Raw genomic sequence first — 17147 nt, forward strand, 5'->3', positions numbered from 1 at the left:
CACCGGTGAGGATGGCGATGTCTTCCAGCATGGCCTTGCGGCGATCACCGAAGCCCGGCGCCTTGACGGCAGCGATCTTCAGGCCGCCACGCAGCTTGTTGACGACCAGCGTGGCCAGGGCCTCGCCTTCGACGTCTTCCGAGATGATGACCAGCGGCTTAGAGGTCTGCACGACAGCCTCGAGGATCGGCAGCATGGCCTGCAGGTTGGAGAGCTTCTTCTCGTGGAGCAGGATGTAAGCGTCTTCCAGATCCGCAACCATCTTTTCGGCGTTGGTGACGAAGTAGGGCGAGAGATAGCCGCGATCGAACTGCATGCCTTCAACGACTTCAAGCTCGGTCTCGGCGGTCTTGGCTTCCTCGACGGTGATGACGCCCTCATTGCCGACCTTCTGCATCGCTTCCGCGATCATCGAGCCGACCGAAACGTCGCCATTGCCGGCGATGGTGCCGACCTGGGCTACCTCTTCCGAGGTCTTGATCTTCTTGGCGTTCTTGATCAGCGTCGCGACGACGTCGGCGACGGCGAGGTCGATGCCGCGCTTGAGGTCCATCGGGTTCATGCCGGCGGCAACCGCCTTGTGGCCTTCCTGGACGATCGACTGTGCCAGAACGGTCGCGGTGGTGGTGCCGTCGCCGGCGATGTCGTTGGTCTTCGAAGCAACTTCGCGGACCATCTGCGCGCCCATGTTCTCGAACTTGTCCTCAAGCTCGATTTCCTTGGCGACGGTGACGCCGTCCTTGGTGATGCGCGGTGCGCCGAACGACTTGTCGATGACGACGTTGCGGCCCTTGGGGCCGAGCGTGACCTTCACCGCGTCGGCGAGGATGTTGACGCCGCGCAGCATGCGCTCACGAGCGTCACGGGAGAATTTTACGTCTTTGGCAGCCATTTTTAGCTCCTGGCAGGGGCTTGGATTGAGCCCGAAGATTTAAACGAGGGTGAGGCCGATATTCAGCCGATGATGCCCATGATGTCGGATTCCTTCATGATCAGAAGGTCTTCGCCATTGAGCTTGACTTCGGTGCCCGACCACTTGCCGAACAGGATGCGATCACCGGCCTTGACGTCCAGCGGGACGAGCTTGCCGGCTTCGTCGCGGGCGCCGGAACCGACGGCGATGATCTCGCCTTCCTGCGGCTTTTCCTTAGCCGTATCGGGGATGATGATCCCGCCCGCGGTCTTGGATTCGGATTCGACCCGACGAACGACCACGCGGTCATGAAGCGGGCGGAACTTCGACTTTGCCATTTTTTATTCCTCGATGAGAATGGTGAGAACAGTTCCTCCGTCCGGCGGCGCCGGACATGTGGTTAGCACTCATCTTGGGGGAGTGCTAACGTGGCGCTGAAATAGGCTGGCAACTCGCGCGAGTCAAGGCGCCCGGTGAGCATCATCAGGACAATTGCTTCAAATGGATACTTGACTAAGTCAACTAAATCGCTGATCTTGCCGGGAGGAGGATGCCATGACCATTCATGATCACCCAGGCAAGGAGCGGATCGACGCGGTGCGGGCCTTCAACCGCTTCTACACCCGCCAGATCGGGCTGCTCGACGAAGGGCTGCTGAAAAGCACCTTCTCGCTGACCGAGGCGCGGGTGCTCTATGAGCTGGCGCATCGCGATGGCCTGACCGCCACCGACCTTGCGCGCGATCTCGGCCTCGATGCCGGTTATCTCAGCCGGCTGCTGAAGAGGTTCGAGGAGCGTGATCTGGTCGAGCGCGCCACGATCGAGGCGGATGCGCGGCGCTCGTCGATCGCGCTGACCAGGGCCGGGCGGCAGGCCTTCGCGCCGCTGAACCAGGGTTCGCACGACCAGGTCGCGGCTTTGCTCGAACGGCTTTCGGTTGCCGAACAGGACAAGCTGGTCAAGGCCATGCAGACGGTGCAGCGTTTGCTGGGCGGAAGCGCCGAGCCCAAAATTCCCTATATGCTGCGGCCCCTGCAAGTCGGCGACATCGGCTGGATCATTCATCGCCAGGGCCTGCTCTACGCGCAGGAATATGGCTGGGACGAAACCTATGAAGCGCTGGTCGCCGAAATCCTCGGTGCCTTCGTCAAATCCTTCGATCCGAAATGGGAACGCAGCTGGATCGCCGAGCGGGAAGGGGAGGTCGTCGGCTCGGTCTTCGTCGTGCGCCAGTCGGACGCGGTGGCGAAGTTGCGCCTGCTCTATGTCGAGCCTTCGGCGCGCGGCCTCGGCATCGGCAAGCGGCTGGTCGAGGAATGTGTCGGCTTTTGCCGCGCCAGGGGTTACAGGACACTGACGCTGTGGACCAACGACGTTCTCGCCGCCGCTCGCCACATCTATGAGGCTGCGGGCTTTAAATTGACCAACGAGGAGCGCCACCATTCCTTCGGCAAGGATCTGGTCGGCCAGAACTGGAATTTGGAGCTGTAGCAGCGCCGCAGAATTTCGAGCATCGGCCTGGGGCGGTCGCTCAGGTCGCAGGCTTAATGTTTTGGTTCAAGCGAAAGAAATTGGTGGGATCATACTTGTTCTTTAGTGCGGCCAACCTCGGATAATTCTCGCCGTAAGCCGCCAGAACCCGATCAGTGCCCTCTTCGCCGAGATTATTCGCGTAGACGCCGCCGGTCGAGAACGGTCTCATTGCATCCCACAGGTCGCGCGCCCATCGGATGTGCGTTTCGTCGTCAGACGGATTGTCCCAGATCGATATCGGGAAGCAATCGTAAAGTGCATCTCTGTTGGCGTAGGGCGTTCCGTCCATCGGTACTCGCGAGATGGCGCCGCCAACCTGCTGCAGGACTAGAAGCGATTCGCTGGGTGCAGTCATGTAAGCCGCAAGCATGGTATCGATCGCCTGATCTGTGATTTCGCGCATGAACTGCGCCTTCCAGTAGTAGCGCCGCCCGCGCGGAAAGAGGCTGTCCCCGGCCGATTGGACTTGAAGATAGGGGACAGGAGCAATCCGGCGCTCAACTGGCGTGCCATACTCTCTCAGAGGTTGAATGATTTGCTGACCTTCGTCGAGTGGGCCGATGTAGCACGCCGATATGCTGAAGAAGCGTTCGCCCGAGGGCGCCGTCACAAGTGCTGCATCCAGGCTCAGCTCATCCGGGGCGCCGCTCGAGAACGCACGATAGAACCGCATCGCTTCGCGTGCCTCTTCGTAGCGGTATAGCATCGATCCCGCGATGAGGAGCGGACCCACGGGATGGAGCTTGTATTCGAAGGTGGTGACTATTCCGAAATTGCCGCCGCCGCCCCGAATGCCCCAGAACAAATCTGCATTTTCGGCCGCGTTTGCCGTGAGCAACCGGCCGTCCGCCGTCACGATTTCGACAGCGACAAGGTTGTCGCAGCTCAGTCCATGTTTGCGGCCAAGCTTGCCGAACCCGCCGCCGAGTGTCAGTCCGGCTATGCCGGTATCCGCGTTGACACCCATGGTCGTCGCAAGACCATGGACCTGTGTGGCTGCGTCGAACTCGCCCAGGTTCAGGCCGGCTTCTGCGCGCGCAACACGGCGGATCGGGTCGACTTCGATCCGCTTCATGCGTGACACATCGATCACCAAGCCGCCGTCGCATACCGAACTGCCGGCGACGTTATGACCACCGCCGCGGACGGCGACGAGGAAGCCTTGCGATCGGGCGAAGTTGACGGCCGTAACGACATCGCTGGATTCGGCGCAATAGAAGACAGCCGCCGGCCTCTTATCGACCATGCCATTCCAAACTCTGCGCGCCTGGTCATAGCCAGGGTCGTCCGGAAGGATCAGATCGCCGCTAATCGCCTGCCTGAGCCGGGCGATATCTGGCGCCTGCAACGTCGGCTCGGAACCGTCTATAAGCTTGAACGTGCTCATCGAGGGATACCCTTCGTGATCCAGCACGGTTGGACAGGCCGCTGTCGTTCACCGGATCACAATGATCTCATGCGGCGCCATTCGCTGCAAAATCGAATATCTCAGTCGCTGGATGAGCTAAATTCATCTAAACTGCCTGGATGAGAAAACTTCCGCCGCTCGGGTCGCTTCGCGCCTTCGAAGCCGCTGCCAGGCTGATGAGCTTCAGGAAGGCCGCGACGGAACTCGGAGTGACGCCAACGGCCATCAGCCACCAGATTCGATTGCTGGAGGAGGTCTGTGGGCAACTGCTGTTCCGGCGGCGCCCACGACCGCTCGTGCTCACAGGCGTGGGCGAACGGCTATTCCCGGTAATTTGCAGCGGCTTCGACGCTTTCGCTGCGGCAATAGCATCAGCCTCGGCCGGAGTTGGCCAACGCCCGTTGCGCGTGACGAGCCCAAATGCATTTGCCAGCCGATGGCTGGTTCCGCGCCTGTCGAAGTGGCGCGAACAGCATCCGAACATTCCACTGGAGATCATCGGGACAGACGCCGTTCTGGACCTGCGAGCCGGTGACGCCGACGTCGCGATCCGCTATGCGCGCAGGATGCCGCGGGATGTTCCCGCGCAGGAAATTTTTCGGGACGCATTCTTTCCGGTATGCAGCCCGGAGTTGTTCGCAGGAGGCGACCGACAGATCGAGCGCGCCGCCGATCTGCTGCAATACCCGCTCATCCATTTCAATTGGACGAACCGCGACCCGGAAGCGCCGACTTGGCAACGATGGCTGGCGATCGCACGCTCGATCGATCCCAGCATCCCCAATGCCAACCAGGCATGGGACCTAAGCTTCCGCGAAGAGCTGCACGCGATTGACGCGGTAGCGGCAGGCCAAGGTATCGCTATCTGCAGCGATGTGGTCGTCAGTGGCGAACTCGAGGCTGGCAGGCTAGTCAAGGCACATGATCTCTGTCTGCCAGGCTATGGCTTTTACCTTGCCTGCGTAGCCAATCACCCCCGACAAGCGCATATCGAAGCGTTTTCCGCCTGGATGAGATCGATAGTCTGAGCATCTGAACGCCGATCTTCTGCATGCTCGTCACAAGCGGTAGCAGCGCTTCCTGCGCTTCGGGGTCGCCTGCCGCGCCTCACACTTTGACCGGTATCCAAATTTCCAGCCTTGCCGCTACAGGGATCGAATTCCGGCGCATCGGCGACCTCGCGCCCAGATGCCGGCAGCCATTTGTCCCAAATCATGTTGGGGGTTGACAGAAGCAGACAACGTCCTCTAGGTACGTAATGTTATTACATTACGAGGTATGCATGACTCCTTCTGACAAGACCCTTGCTCCAGCGGCTGTCCGAACTCCGAAAATTTATTGCGCTGTGAGTGGCGGAAAATTAGGGTGGCTGAGTGATGGTCCCCGAGTCGAAAGGCAAGGGGTGAAAAGGGAACACGGTGAGGTCTTCGGATCGAGGCCGTGGCTGCCCCCGCAACTGTAAGCGGTTAGCAAGATCCGAAGTGCCACTGGCCGGCAAGGCTGGGAAGGCAGGATGGCGCAAAGACCCGCGAGCCAGGAGACCTGCCATCAGCATGAGTTGACCGGACGGGGTGTGCCGGGAGGAGACGTGGACATCGGTCTTGTCGGCCGGTCCGTCCAGCTTCCTTCCGTCGCCATTGAGAAAGTGACGGTAAGTTGGACGCCTCCCAGCCTCTTCTTAAAGCGCGCGAACTGAGTGCGACGGCAAATGGCCAGCGCCTGGTCAGTGCGGTGAGCCTTTCGCTAGCGGCGGGCGACCGCCTCGCCATCATCGGCCCTAACGGCGCCGGCAAGACGACGCTGCTGCGCATGCTCTGCGGTACGCTGCGGCCAAGCGCGGGAGACGTGAGATTCTCCGGACGCCGGCTGGAGAGATTTTCGGCCGCCGAGCGGGCGCTGCACATGGCGGTCGTCGGCCAGACCGATCAGCCCGACCCGCGGCTTGCCGTGATCGACTATGTCGAGCTTGGGCGCGTCCCCCATGCGGGCTTGCGACGAAGGAGCGAGCAACGCGACATCGTCATCGAAGCGCTTCGCAGAACCGGCCTGATGCCGCTGCTCGGCCGCACAATCGGCTCGCTATCCGGTGGCGAGCGGCAACGCGCCCAGCTGGCGCGCGCCATCGCCCAGGAGCCCAAAATCCTGTTCCTCGATGAACCGACCAATCATCTCGATCCGCGCGCCCGCAGCGACCTTCTCGAACTCGTATCGCAGTTTGGCATGACCGTGGTGGCGGTGCTTCATGATCTGTCGCTGGTCACGCCATTTGCCACCAGGGTCGCGGTGATGAACGAGGCCCGCCTGCAGGCACTCGCCGGTCCGCACGAGGCGCTGACCAAGCAATTGATCCGCGAGACTTTCGGCGTCGACATGCTTCGGCTGCGCCATCCCACCGAGGACCGCGAACTTACGATCTTCGACGTTCCTAACCGTGCCTCTTCCCATCCTGATCTGACCAAGGAGCAACATTCGTGAAACGCCTCGTATTGTCTTTTGCCTCCCTACTGCTTGCCCAGGCCGCCTTCGCTTTTCCCGTGACCGTTGACAGCTGCGGCACGCCGCTGACGTTCGAAGCCGCGCCGAAGCGCGCCGTTATCCAAGATCTGAACATGGCGGAGATGGCCTTCGCGCTGGGGCTGCAACCGTCGATCGTCGGCCTGACGGGCATCACCGGATGGTACAAGGTCGGTCCGGAATTCAAGGCTGAGCAGGGCGCGATCCCGGAACTCGCGCCGAAATACCCGACGCTCGAAAACCTCGTCGCCGTCGAGCCCGATTTCTTCTTCGCCGGCTGGTATTACGGCATGAAACCAGGTGGCGAGGTGACGCCCGATACGCTGGCGCCGTACGGCATCAAGACGCTTGTGCTGACGGAAAGCTGCGTCCATCTCGACAAGAACCGCCCCGCGGCCTCGATGGACCTGCTCTATGGTGATGTCGAAAAGCTGGGCAAGATTTTTGGCAAGGAGGCCCAGGCGGGAAAGCTTGTGTCGGACTGGAAGGCACAACTTGCCGATATCACGGCAAAGATCGGCGACCGCAAGGGAACGCGCGTGTTTCTTTACGACTCCGGCGAAGACAAACCTTTCACATCAGGCAAGTTCGCGATCCCCAGCGCCATGATCGCTGCTGCCGGCGGCGACAACATCATGGCCGACATGGCGACGAGTTGGGGCAATACGGATTGGGAGACGGTGGCGGCCCGCAATCCGCAATTCCTTATCCTGCTCGACTACCAGGACGGCGGCGGCTACAGGAAACTGCTCGATTTCCTCAAAGCCCATCCGGCGATGAAGGAGACTGATGCGGTCAAAAATGAACGCTTCGTCGCGCTGCGCTATGCCGAACTGACACCTGGGCCTGCCAACATCGAGGCGATCGGCAAGATCGCCAGGGCGATGCACCCGGAAGCTTTCTGAGCTTGCGCCAGAGAGCGTTCGAATTGGCCATGACAGCAGGAGCAGCAGCAATTGCCGCTCTTGCTTTGTTGTCGATTGCCTATGGATCGACGGTCATCGCGCTGAGCGACGTGATTGCTGCGCTCGGACATGCGGCCGGGCTGGACGGAGATATCGTGTCCGGTCCGGCCGGCAAGATCCCGATTGCCAAGATCGTTGTCGATCTCAGGCTGCCGCGCACGATTATGGCCATCTGTGTCGGCGCCGGGCTGGGCGTCATCGGCGCGCTGCTGCAGACGGTAACGCGCAACGACCTCGCCGATCCGTTCCTGTTCGGCCTGTCGTCCGGAGCGGCGGCCGGCGCGGTTTCCGTCATCACCATTTTTGGCGACCATTTCGGCATCTGGACGTTGCCGGTCGCGGCCTTCACGGGCGGCGTATTAGCCGCCGGCATCGTGCTGTTGCTGGTTTCGCGGGTGAGGGGGCAAGGCCCCGAACGGCTGATCCTCGCCGGGCTTGCTGTCTCCTTCATGTTCACCGCCTTGACCAACTATCTCGTCTTTGCCGGAGACCAGCGCGCCGCTCACTCGGTGTTGTTCTGGACGATGGGCGGGCTCGGGCTCGCGCGTTGGGACAATGTCGGGCTGGCTGCTCTGGGCGCAGGCACCATCCTTGTCTATGGACTTTGGAACCATCGTCGGCTCGACGCTTTCCTGGCCGGCGAGAATGCCGCCGAAAGCCTCGGTGTGCCGGTTGCGCGGATGCGCAGGATGACATTTCTCGTCGCCGCTTTCTCGACAGCAATCCTTGTCTCGGTAGCAGGCGTCATAGGTTTCGTTGGCCTGATGATCCCGCATTTGTCCAGGACCCTTGCCGGCCCGCTACACCTTCGCCTGATCGCAACCTGCGCTATCTTCGGAGCGGTGCTGTTGCTGGCAAGCGATCTTCTCGCGCGCACGCTGCTGCCGCCGCAGGAACTGCCGATCGGCATCATCACCAGTTCGTTCGGTGCTTTCTTCGTGGTCACGATGCTCATTCGCAATCGCTCATGATGTGACTGCCATGCACACTTGCCGGCTTCTGGCACAATCCGGCTCCTTGAATTATGAGCACGCTTATTATATATGTCGCTCATGGTTTCCGACGGCATCGACAGATTGGGCTTTTTGATCCACGACGTGCAGCGCCTGATGCGCAAGCGCTTCGAGGCGCGCGCCAGTGGTTTCGGCCTTTCTTCGGCGCAATGGCGGCTTCTGGTACGTGTCGCCAAGGAGGCGGGTGTCGCGCAGGCGCGGCTTGCCGAGCTTCTCGAAATCGAGCCGATCAGCGTCTCGCGTCTTGTCGATCGCATGGAGGAGGGCGGCTGGATCGAGCGCCGTCCCGACGCAACCGACAGGCGAGTGCGCATGATTTTCCCGACCGCCAAGGCCAACGCGGCCTACACCCACGTCAAGAGCCTTGCCGGCGAGGTTTATGAGGAATCGCTCGTTGGCGTTTCGCCGGAAGATCGCCACGTCCTGGTCAGGGCGCTGGAGACAATGGTGCAGAATCTTGCAGATGGTGAGACGCCGCCCTCGGAAAAGTGAAGAATACGGAAGGCGCAGCAGCATGAACGCGGTAGCCAAACTAGATGAGAATGCGGCCAAGCTGGAGATGGAAGCTCCCGCGAAGCCGGCGGCAGCTCCGGTAACGGTCGCTCCGCAGATAGCTCCGGCGCCGGTGGCGCCGAAGAAGAAGCGCCGTGCCGGCCGCTTCCTTTTGATGTTTGTGCTGCCCGCTGCGTTGATCGCCGGCGGCAGCTATGTCTGGGTGACCGGCGGCCGCTATCAGGAGACCGAGAACGCCAATCTGCAGCAGGCCAAGGTGTCGATAGCCGCCGATACGGCGGGCCGCATCGTTCAGGTCGACATTTTCGACAACCAGTCTGTCAAGCAGGGCGACGTGTTGTTCGCTATCGATCCCGAGCCCTACCGGATCGCATTGGCCCAGGCCGACGCGGCGGTGGCTGGCGCACGGCTCAATGTCGAGCAGCTGCGTGCGGCCTACAGCCAGGCGCTGGCGCAGGAGAAGTCCGACGAAAGCCAGGTCCAGTACGCGCAGTCGCAATATGACCGCGCCGCCGACCTTGCCCGCAAGGGCATCAACGCCAAGTCGTCTCTGGACGAAGCCAAGAACGACCTCGACAAGGCGAAGCAGCAGCTGGCCGTGGCCCAGCAAGGGATCGCCAGCGCCAAGGCGGCACTTGGCGGCAATCCCGACATCGAGACCGACAAGCATCCAACGGTAATGGCGGCGCTCGCCGCACGCGACAAGGCGGCCTACGATCTGGTCCAGACCACGGTCAAGGCACCTGCCGACGGCATCATCAGCCAGGCCGCTTCGTTCAAGGTCGGCCAGTATGTCGGTTCGGGCACGCCGCTGTTTTCGCTGGTCGAGACCGGCGACACCTGGGTCGACGCCAATTTCAAGGAAACCCAGCTCACCAACATGAAGCCGGGCCAGAAGGCCGAAATCGTGGTCGATACCTATCCGGGCAAGACGTTCGAAGCCACCGTCAAGGCGATCGGCGCCGGCACCGGGGCCGAGTTCTCGCTGCTGCCCGCGCAGAACGCCACCGGCAACTGGGTCAAGGTCACGCAGCGCATTCCGGTCCGCCTGGAATTGGCCGATGCCGACGCCAAGACGGCGCTGCGCACCGGCATGAGCGCGACGGTCACGGTGGACACCGGCGTTTCCCGCGGGCTGCCGAGCATTTTCGGCCGCGCCACGGCAGGCGAGGCCAGGTAAAGAGGCCTGGTAGCGGCCGCATAGCAAACAGCGAGATGGATGCAGGATTGGTCCGAGGGAGGCGCAGGAAAAGTTGAATGCGTGGACGGGCTGCGCTGTAGCCTGCCTGAGCAGACAACGCCGCGCAGGATCTTCGGTCCTCAGGTTTCCGGGCGGCAGGCGCCCGCTTGTCGAGACGCTCAGTCGATGTAACCCCCACATCGATGCTCGCGTCCCACCGCGATGAGGGTCTCTCTACAGCGAGGGCCTCGCCGTCCGGAAACCTAATGTACACGTTTTTGTTACCTGCTGGAAGTTTTAGGTCATGAGCAGCCCAGAACCCTTTCGCGAAGTACCGCACCGCGGCCTGATCACAGTTGCGCTCATGCTTGCGACGATCATGCAGGCGCTCGACACGACGATCGCCAACGTTGCGCTGCCGACCATGACCGGCGATCTCGGCGCCTCCCCCGACAACATCAACTGGGTGCTGACCTCCTACATCGTTGCCGCGGCGATCATGACGCCGGTGACCGGCTGGCTTGCCGACCGCTTCGGCCGCAAGGAGCTGTTCCTGACGGCCGTGGTCGGTTTCACCGTCTTTTCAATGCTGTGCGGCATCGCCTGGAGCCTTGAGACCATCGTTTTGTTCCGGCTCATGCAAGGCGTGTTCGGCGCGGCCATCGTGCCGCTGTCGCAGACCTTCCTGCTCGACATCAACCCTAGGGAACGCCACGGCCAGGCCATGGCCATCTGGGGCGCCGGCATCATGCTGGGACCAATCCTTGGCCCGACGCTGGGTGGCTGGCTGACCGAGAATTTCAACTGGCGCTGGGTGTTCTTCATCAACCTGCCGGTCGGCATCATCGCCTTCCTTGGCATGGCCGCATATCTTCCCAGCGTCGCCCGTCGCGTGCGCAGCTTCGATTTCTTCGGCTTCACCATGCTCTCGCTCGGTGTCGGCGCGCTGCAGCTGATGCTCGATCGCGGCGGCGAGGTCGACTGGTTTTCCTCGATCGAGATATGGATCGAGCTTGGTCTTTCCATCACCGGTTTCTGGGTATTCACCATCCACACGTTGACGGCGGAGCACCCCTTTATCGACCCGAAGATATTCCTCGACCGCAATTTCGTCACCGGGCTCGCGTTCATCTTTGTCATGGGCGTGCTCATCCTGGCGAGCATGTCGCTGCTGCCGCCAATGCTGTCGACCATCTTCGGTTATCCGACCCTCACCATAGGCATCGTCTTGGGCCCGCGCGGTGTCGGCACGATGATCGCGATGCTGTTCGTCGGGCGGATCATGCACAGGATCGATGCCAGGATCCTCGTCGTCATCGGCTTCCTGCTGACCGCGCAATCGCTCTACACGATGTCGAGCTTTTCGCCGCAGATGGACAACTGGCTTATCCTCAGCTCCGGCGTCATCCAGGGCCTTGGAATGGGAATGGTGTTCGTGCCGCTGTCCACCGTGGCTTTCGCCACGCTCGACGCACGCTTCCGCACCGATGCAACGGCGCTGTTCAGCCTGGTGCGCAATCTTGGCTCGTCGATCGGCGTATCGGTGGTGACGGTTCTGCTGGTACGCAACACGCAGATCAACCACGCCGAGCTCTCGGCCTATATCAATGCGTTCAATCCCAACCTCTGGGCGGCATCGCCGGCAGCGGCGGGCGGCGATCCGACGGCGCTGTCGCTGATGGATCGCATGGTCAATATCCAGGCGATGATGATCTCCTACGTCAATGACTTCAAGCTGCTGATGATGATGACACTGCTTGCTGTCCCCTTTGTTTTCCTGCTGCGCAAGCCAAAGGCTGCGCCGCCCGCCGGTGGCGCGCCTGCCGCGCATATGGACTAAGTCTCACGGCTCCGGCACCGCGACCGGCTCACGGCTTCCGTTGCCTGTGCCGGTAGCGTCGGCGTTGAGCCAGTTTCACCTGCCATTAGTATATCCGGACCAATATGCAGTCGCTTTTGGGTTGAAGGCGAGCCTCCTTTGCTTGCCTCAAGCATCAGCGGGAGGAATTGTGTTTGGCCACGAAGTCATCCAGGCAAACCGACGCGCCCGAATCCGCAAATTTGACGACGCTGGCACAACTGGCGACTGCCTCATATGAGGCCCTCGAGCGCGAGCTTCGCGCCACGATTGCGGCACTTCAGGACCAGGCACTGCGGTTCCAGACCGCGATAGAGAACATCTCGCAAGGCATCTGTTTCTTTGATGCCGATGAACGGCTGATCCTGTGCAATCGACGCTATGCGGAAATCTATCGCCTTGCACCGGAGCAATTGCAGCCGGGTGCGGCGCTGCGCGAAATCGTCGAGCGGCGCGTCGCTGTCGGAACCTCGGCAATGAATGCGGACGCTTATCTGGCGTTGGCCCGGGCAGTCAATTCGGGCGCGGCTTCGGGGAACTGGACAGCCGAGCTCGCCGATGGCCGGACAATTCAGGTCTGCCATCAGCCGATGCCTGACGGCGGCTGGGTGGCCACGCATGAGGACATCAGCGAGCTCAGCGCCAACCGCTTGGTCGTCGACGAGCGTATCTCCTTGCAGACGCTGATCGACCTGGTGCCTGACTACATGTGGGTGAAGGACACCGAAAGCCGCTTCGTCGTCGCCAACCGAGCCATTGCGTCCGACAGCGGTCGAGACAGCACGAGCGACATGATCGGTCTGAGCGACTTCGACCTTCACGCGCCGGATCTTGCGCAGAAATTTCGCGTCATCGAGCAGCAACTGATGCGCGACGGACAGCCGATGATCGACGAGGAGGAGTTCGTCGTCGATGCGTCAGGCACCGGCAAATGGTTCCTGTCTACGAAACTGCCGTTGCGCAACGTTCAGAACAACATTTTCGGCCTCGTCGGCATTGCCCGCGACATCACTGCGCGCAAGCAGGCCGAAATCCTTCGCGACGGGCAGGCGCATATCCTCGAGATGATCGCAAAGAGCGCTCCCCTCGAAGACGTGCTCGAGCGGCTCATGCGTCTGGTCGAGTCCCAACTGGCGGGGATATTCGGTTCGGTCTTGCTGCTCGACAAGGATGGCAGCCACTTGCGCCACGCCGCCGCGCCGAGCCTGGCGAGAGACTACACCGACGCCGTCGACGGCGCCGCGGTAGGCCCAAGGGCAGGGTCTTGCGGTACCGCAGTCTATCGGCGCGAGCCGGTGATTGTCGCTGACATCATGCAGGATCCGCTTTGGCAGGACTATCGCGAACTCGCGCGGCCACACGGTTTGCGTTCATGCTGGTCGACGCCGATCCTGTCGCATCAGGGCGCCGTGCTCGGCGTTTTTGCGATGTATTCTGTGACGGTGCGCGAACCGACCGAGGCCGAGACTCGCCTCATCGATTTCACCACGCGCATCGCCGGGATCGCCATCGAACGCAAACAGGCCGAAGACCGGATCCACTTCATGGCCAATCATGACGTGCTGACCGGGCTCCCCAATCGCGCCTTGTTGGAGGACCGGCTTTCACAGGCAGTCTTGTACGCCCAGCGATACGATCGCTGGGTGACAGTGGTGTTCATCGATCTGGACAATTTCAAATTCGTCAACGACACGCTCGGCCACAATGCCGGCGACGAGCTCCTGAAGATCGTCGCAAGTCGCATGGTCGACTGCGTCCGGGCGACCGATACCGTCGTGCGGCTTGGCGGCGACGAATTCGTCGTCGTGCTTTTCGACCAGCCGGCGAACGTCGATCTCGTTTCCGAGACCTTGCAAAAGCTCAGGGCTGCACTCGCCGAGCCGGTTCAGCTCGGAGCGCATCTTGTGCGGGCGACGGCCAGCATCGGCATTGCCAACTATCCCAAGGATGGGACGGATCCCGATACGCTGCTGGCAAATGCCGACGCGGCCATGTATCGCGCCAAGGAGTTCGGCCGCGATAATTTCCAGTTTTACGCTCCGGAGTTCAACACCAGGGCGCATGAAAAATTCGTGCTTCAGGAAGAGTTGCGAAACGCCTTGGCGCGTTCGGAATTCACGCTGCTCTACCAACCGCAGGTGGACCTTCGGTCAGGTCGGGTTTTTGCGGTCGAGGCGCTGATACGCTGGAACCACCCAACGCTTGGCACGGTAATGCCGACGATGTTCATCCCGACCGCCGAGGAGACAGGTCTGATCGTATCGATCGGCGACTGGGTTCTGCATGAGGCGTGCCGGCAGAACAAAGCCTGGCAAGACGCAGGACTGCCGCCCTTGACCGTTTGCGTGAATGTGTCGGCGCGGCAATTCAGGGAGCGCAACCTGATCGATCGCATCGTCAGCGCGCTGAAGGACAGCGGCCTGGAGGCCAGGTATCTCGAGCTGGAGGTGACCGAGAGCCTTATCATGCAGGATATCGAGCTGGCGGTCGCCACCATGAACGCCCTGCAAAGCCTGGGTGTCCAGATCTCGATCGATGATTTTGGCACCGGCTATTCCAGCCTCAGCGCACTCAAGACCTTTCCCGTGGCGCGGCTGAAGATCGACAAGTCCTTCATCAAGGATCTCGCCGCCGACGAGAACGATCAGGCTGTGGCCAGCGCGGTGATTTCATTGGGGCAAAATCTCAACCTGAGGGTCATCGCCGAGGGCGTTGAGACAGATGATCAGGTGGCTTTCCTGCGCAGAAACAATTGCGACGAAATGCAGGGCTATCATTTCAGCAGGCCGATTTGTGCGCAGGACGTCGAGGAATTGCTCGGCGGCGGCCGCAAAGACTGACGGATCGGTCGCCAGCAGGCTTCTGCCGACCAAATGGCGGAAGTTATCTGCCGAGCACAAGGCACCAGTAGCGAAGCGTGCTGTCGCGGCCGTCGCGCACATAGGCGAGGCCGAAGCGGGTGAAGCGCGGGTCGAGCATGTTGCGGCGGTGGCCTGGCGAATGCACCCAGATATCAAACAGCTTCTGCTGGTCGAAGCGGCCTTCGGCGATGTTTTCGGCGGCAGCGCCGGCAATGCCATTGTCTTTGACGCGCGAGGCAAAGTCCTTGCCCCAGCCGGTGGTGTGGTTCATTCGGCCGCCGCGCGCCATATAGCTGGCCTGCTGCAGCGCCGCCTGCTCGAGCGGCGCATCGGGGACAAGCGGCCCGAGACCCGCCGAAGCGCGGATGCCGGCCAGCGTGCCAGCGGCGGAGGCAGAGACACCGGCGCCTTCGCCGGTGGGCAGCACGGTGGCGCAGGCGACGAGCCCGGCAAGGGCGCCAAGGCCGGCAGCTCTGAGCAGCACGCGCCTGCTTAGGCTTGGTTGGGCCTCATAATTTTCGATTTTCGTAACGGTCATGCCCGCCTGACATAACCGCGATCATGGCTTTTGCCGGGCAGGGCGGTGAAAATGCGTGATGATGGTTTCGACGTGATGGCACTGTGTCAGATTGATTTCACTGCTCAATCGAAACAGGCTTGCTCGGATGGCGGCATTCGCCCAGGCGGCTGTTCGGGCTCGATACGCCCAGGGGCTCGATACCCAGTCAGGCATTCACGGACCGAGAGTTTCTTTTGCCCCATCTTTGCGGCTTGACGAGCGCTGGCGAGGTATCCTCGGTTGCAAATTTTCTCTGGGGGATATCGCTTGCAGTGACGACCGGAGCGATTCGTACGCCTGAGCACCAAGCAGCCTCCGGTATTGGTCTTCGAGACGCTGATTGAAATCGTGGACGGTCCGGATCACCGCAAGCGCCGCGTTAGTTGCAACGATTAATTTGGCCCGTCGGTCGTTCGGATCATGCGAGCGCCGAACATAACCGAGGCGCTCCAGTTCATCGATCAACTCACCCATCGATGCTTTGCCAATGCCCGCACGCTCTGCGAGGACGCTGGGTCGGGTTCCCTCCGCGTCGATGTTGGCGAATACAGCGCCGTGTTTGGGCTTGATTGCCGAATGGCCGCTCTCCCGGAGAACCTGGACCAAAGCGCTCGCCGACGATTGATAAGCATAGAGAAGCAGAGACTGCGTGTATGGCTGATTATCCATCTTTCCAAACTTATATGGTGCCCATATAGTATGGCAACCGAACTATATGACAGGAGATCAGCATGGCTACCGGCAACATCCGAACTGAAGGGGTGGAAAGTGTCGCGCACAGGCTGATCGAAGCTTGGAATCGTCACGATGCTCGCGCCTTTGCCGCCGTATTCGCGGCAGATGCCGAGTTTACAAACGTCTTCGGTATGCAGGCGACTGGACGTGACAAGATCGAGCAGTTCCATGCCCCAATTTTTGAGAAGATGTTCAAGCACAGCCATCTATCCGCCGAAAGCGTGCGGAACAAGCTTGTTCGCCCTGATGTTGCCACGCTCGACCTGCGGTGGTCCATGACTGGCGCGCTCGATCCGATGGGAAACGAATGGCCGCGTCGGCGCGGATTAATCAGCGTAGTGGCGACGCGGGATCATGATGAATGGTTGATTGCAACGATGCACAATATGGAACTTGGGGACGATCAAATGGCAAAGTCTCAGGAGAAACTTCAAGAGGATAAGTAGGCTCTTCATTCACGTCAGAATCGAAAGCGACAGCCATCCAGAATAGTCAAGCCGATCTGATCGGGCAATGAGATCGAACGGCGGGTCAGGTGATCGGGATTGGCGAGCTATGCTACAGGAGTTGGTGCTGGATGGCCCGTGCCTTGTCCGGTTTGGCCGACCACAATGGCGCGCCTCATAGCCGGTCGCCTTGGTCTTGCGGGATCTAATGTATGAACGGCTTGGAGCGCTGGGCTCTCGCCGGCAGTTCTTGGCGGCGCGGTGATCGCCGGTCGGCTATTCCGCCGCCACGAGTTTGGTTTCCGGCGTCGATGTAGCCCGGCTGGCCCGATCGTCCTCGGTATCTTCCCACCAATCGCCCAGGGCGTCGATGAGCGGCACAAGCTTGAGACCGGGCTCCGTCAGGTCGTAATCCACGTGTAGCGGATAGCCGGCATGCGCTGTTCGCCGCACAATCCCGGCTTCCTCCAGCTTGCGTAGTTCGAGCGCCAGGATGCGGTGCGACACTGTCGGATTGTCACGCCTCAGGTCGCTGAAGCGCTTGGTACCGTCCTTGAGGTAGTAGAGCAGCAAGGTGGGCCAGCGACCGCTGAGCACACGCATGGTCTCCTCGATCGGGCAGCGTGAGACGACATCTTTCATGGCGGGG

15 protein-coding genes, 1 pseudogene and 1 riboswitch are annotated in these 17147 nt (G+C 61.2%); of the genes and pseudogenes, 10 read left to right on the top strand and 6 right to left on the bottom strand.

The genetic code is table 11. The features are described 5' to 3' along the window. A partial coding sequence (groEL, locus tag NKI16_RS27325; protein WP_352923907.1) for a chaperonin GroEL occupies positions 1-892 on the bottom strand: 892 nt, incomplete at its 3' end. A 62-nt stretch (positions 893-954) separates the two neighbouring features. Then, positions 955-1251 carry a co-chaperone GroES gene (groES, locus tag NKI16_RS27330; protein WP_006203049.1) on the bottom strand — a complete coding sequence of 99 codons (297 nt, stop codon included), beginning with the start codon at positions 1249-1251 and terminating at the stop codon, positions 955-957. 217 nt (positions 1252-1468) lie between these two features. Between groES and NKI16_RS27335 the strand changes: the two genes are divergently transcribed. Then, entirely contained in the window at positions 1469-2404 is a 936-nt protein-coding gene (locus NKI16_RS27335; RefSeq protein ID WP_352841659.1) for a bifunctional helix-turn-helix transcriptional regulator/GNAT family N-acetyltransferase, read from the top strand. Between the two features lie 40 nt (positions 2405-2444). Here the strand turns inward: NKI16_RS27335 and NKI16_RS27340 are convergent, their stop codons facing one another. Further along, complete coding sequence (locus NKI16_RS27340; RefSeq protein ID WP_352783260.1) at positions 2445-3833, bottom strand: FAD-binding oxidoreductase; 1389 nt, start codon at positions 3831-3833, stop codon at positions 2445-2447. 140 nt (positions 3834-3973) lie between these two features. On the opposite strand from NKI16_RS27340, the gene NKI16_RS27345 reads away from it, so the two are divergent. The 8 genes and pseudogenes from NKI16_RS27345 (at position 3974) to NKI16_RS27385 (ending at position 14737) form a co-directional block, all read left to right on the top strand. Then, on the top strand, positions 3974-4882 hold the full coding sequence (locus tag NKI16_RS27345; RefSeq protein WP_352517858.1) for a LysR substrate-binding domain-containing protein: 909 nt from the start codon (positions 3974-3976) through the stop codon (positions 4880-4882). A gap of 332 nt (positions 4883-5214) precedes the next feature. Next, a riboswitch (cobalamin riboswitch) is annotated at positions 5215-5418 on the top strand. A gap of 167 nt (positions 5419-5585) precedes the next feature. Further along, the gene (locus NKI16_RS27355) at positions 5586-6329 is read left to right on the top strand and encodes an ABC transporter ATP-binding protein (protein WP_352624294.1); all 744 of its coding nucleotides are present in this window, start codon (positions 5586-5588) and stop codon (positions 6327-6329) included. Continuing rightward, entirely contained in the window at positions 6326-7273 is a 948-nt protein-coding gene (locus NKI16_RS27360; protein ID WP_352624296.1) for an ABC transporter substrate-binding protein, read from the top strand. Before NKI16_RS27355 ends, NKI16_RS27360 begins: the two co-directional genes overlap by 4 nt. Before the next feature lie 29 nt (positions 7274-7302). After that, positions 7303-8304 carry a FecCD family ABC transporter permease gene (locus NKI16_RS27365; protein ID WP_352624298.1) on the top strand — a complete coding sequence of 334 codons (1002 nt, stop codon included), beginning with the start codon at positions 7303-7305 and terminating at the stop codon, positions 8302-8304. A gap of 81 nt (positions 8305-8385) precedes the next feature. Continuing rightward, positions 8386-8864: pseudogene (locus tag NKI16_RS27370) on the top strand (MarR family winged helix-turn-helix transcriptional regulator). Further along, positions 8861-10039: an HlyD family secretion protein gene (locus NKI16_RS27375; RefSeq protein WP_352517859.1), complete on the top strand. Its 1179-nt coding sequence runs from the start codon at positions 8861-8863 to the stop codon at positions 10037-10039. The pseudogene NKI16_RS27370 and the gene NKI16_RS27375 overlap by 4 nt, the downstream one beginning before the upstream one ends. A gap of 304 nt (positions 10040-10343) precedes the next feature. Continuing rightward, the gene (locus NKI16_RS27380; protein WP_352579230.1) at positions 10344-11879 is read left to right on the top strand and encodes a DHA2 family efflux MFS transporter permease subunit; all 1536 of its coding nucleotides are present in this window, start codon (positions 10344-10346) and stop codon (positions 11877-11879) included. A 173-nt stretch (positions 11880-12052) separates the two neighbouring features. Then, positions 12053-14737 (top strand): EAL domain-containing protein, encoded by a 2685-nt coding sequence (locus NKI16_RS27385; RefSeq protein ID WP_352592990.1) that lies wholly within the window; start codon positions 12053-12055, stop codon positions 14735-14737. A 43-nt stretch (positions 14738-14780) separates the two neighbouring features. Here NKI16_RS27385 and NKI16_RS27390 read toward each other — a convergent pair whose 3' ends face one another. Further along, entirely contained in the window at positions 14781-15296 is a 516-nt protein-coding gene (locus tag NKI16_RS27390; protein ID WP_352923909.1) for a CAP domain-containing protein, read from the bottom strand. A gap of 195 nt (positions 15297-15491) precedes the next feature. Then, positions 15492-15986 (bottom strand): MarR family winged helix-turn-helix transcriptional regulator, encoded by a 495-nt coding sequence (locus tag NKI16_RS27395; RefSeq protein ID WP_051406070.1) that lies wholly within the window; start codon positions 15984-15986, stop codon positions 15492-15494. Positions 15987-16048: 62 nt separating this feature from the next. On the opposite strand from NKI16_RS27395, the gene NKI16_RS27400 reads away from it, so the two are divergent. Next, entirely contained in the window at positions 16049-16498 is a 450-nt protein-coding gene (locus NKI16_RS27400; RefSeq protein WP_352569763.1) for an SgcJ/EcaC family oxidoreductase, read from the top strand. 276 nt (positions 16499-16774) lie between these two features. Here the strand turns inward: NKI16_RS27400 and NKI16_RS27405 are convergent, their stop codons facing one another. Next, a complete protein-coding gene (locus tag NKI16_RS27405) occupies positions 16775-17140 on the bottom strand; it encodes a winged helix-turn-helix transcriptional regulator (RefSeq protein WP_023674333.1) in 366 nt (121 codons plus the stop codon). Positions 17141-17147: the final 7 nt, after the last annotated feature.

This window comes from Mesorhizobium sp. M0698, from assembly GCF_040320455.1.
GTDB lineage: Bacteria > Pseudomonadota > Alphaproteobacteria > Rhizobiales > Rhizobiaceae > Mesorhizobium.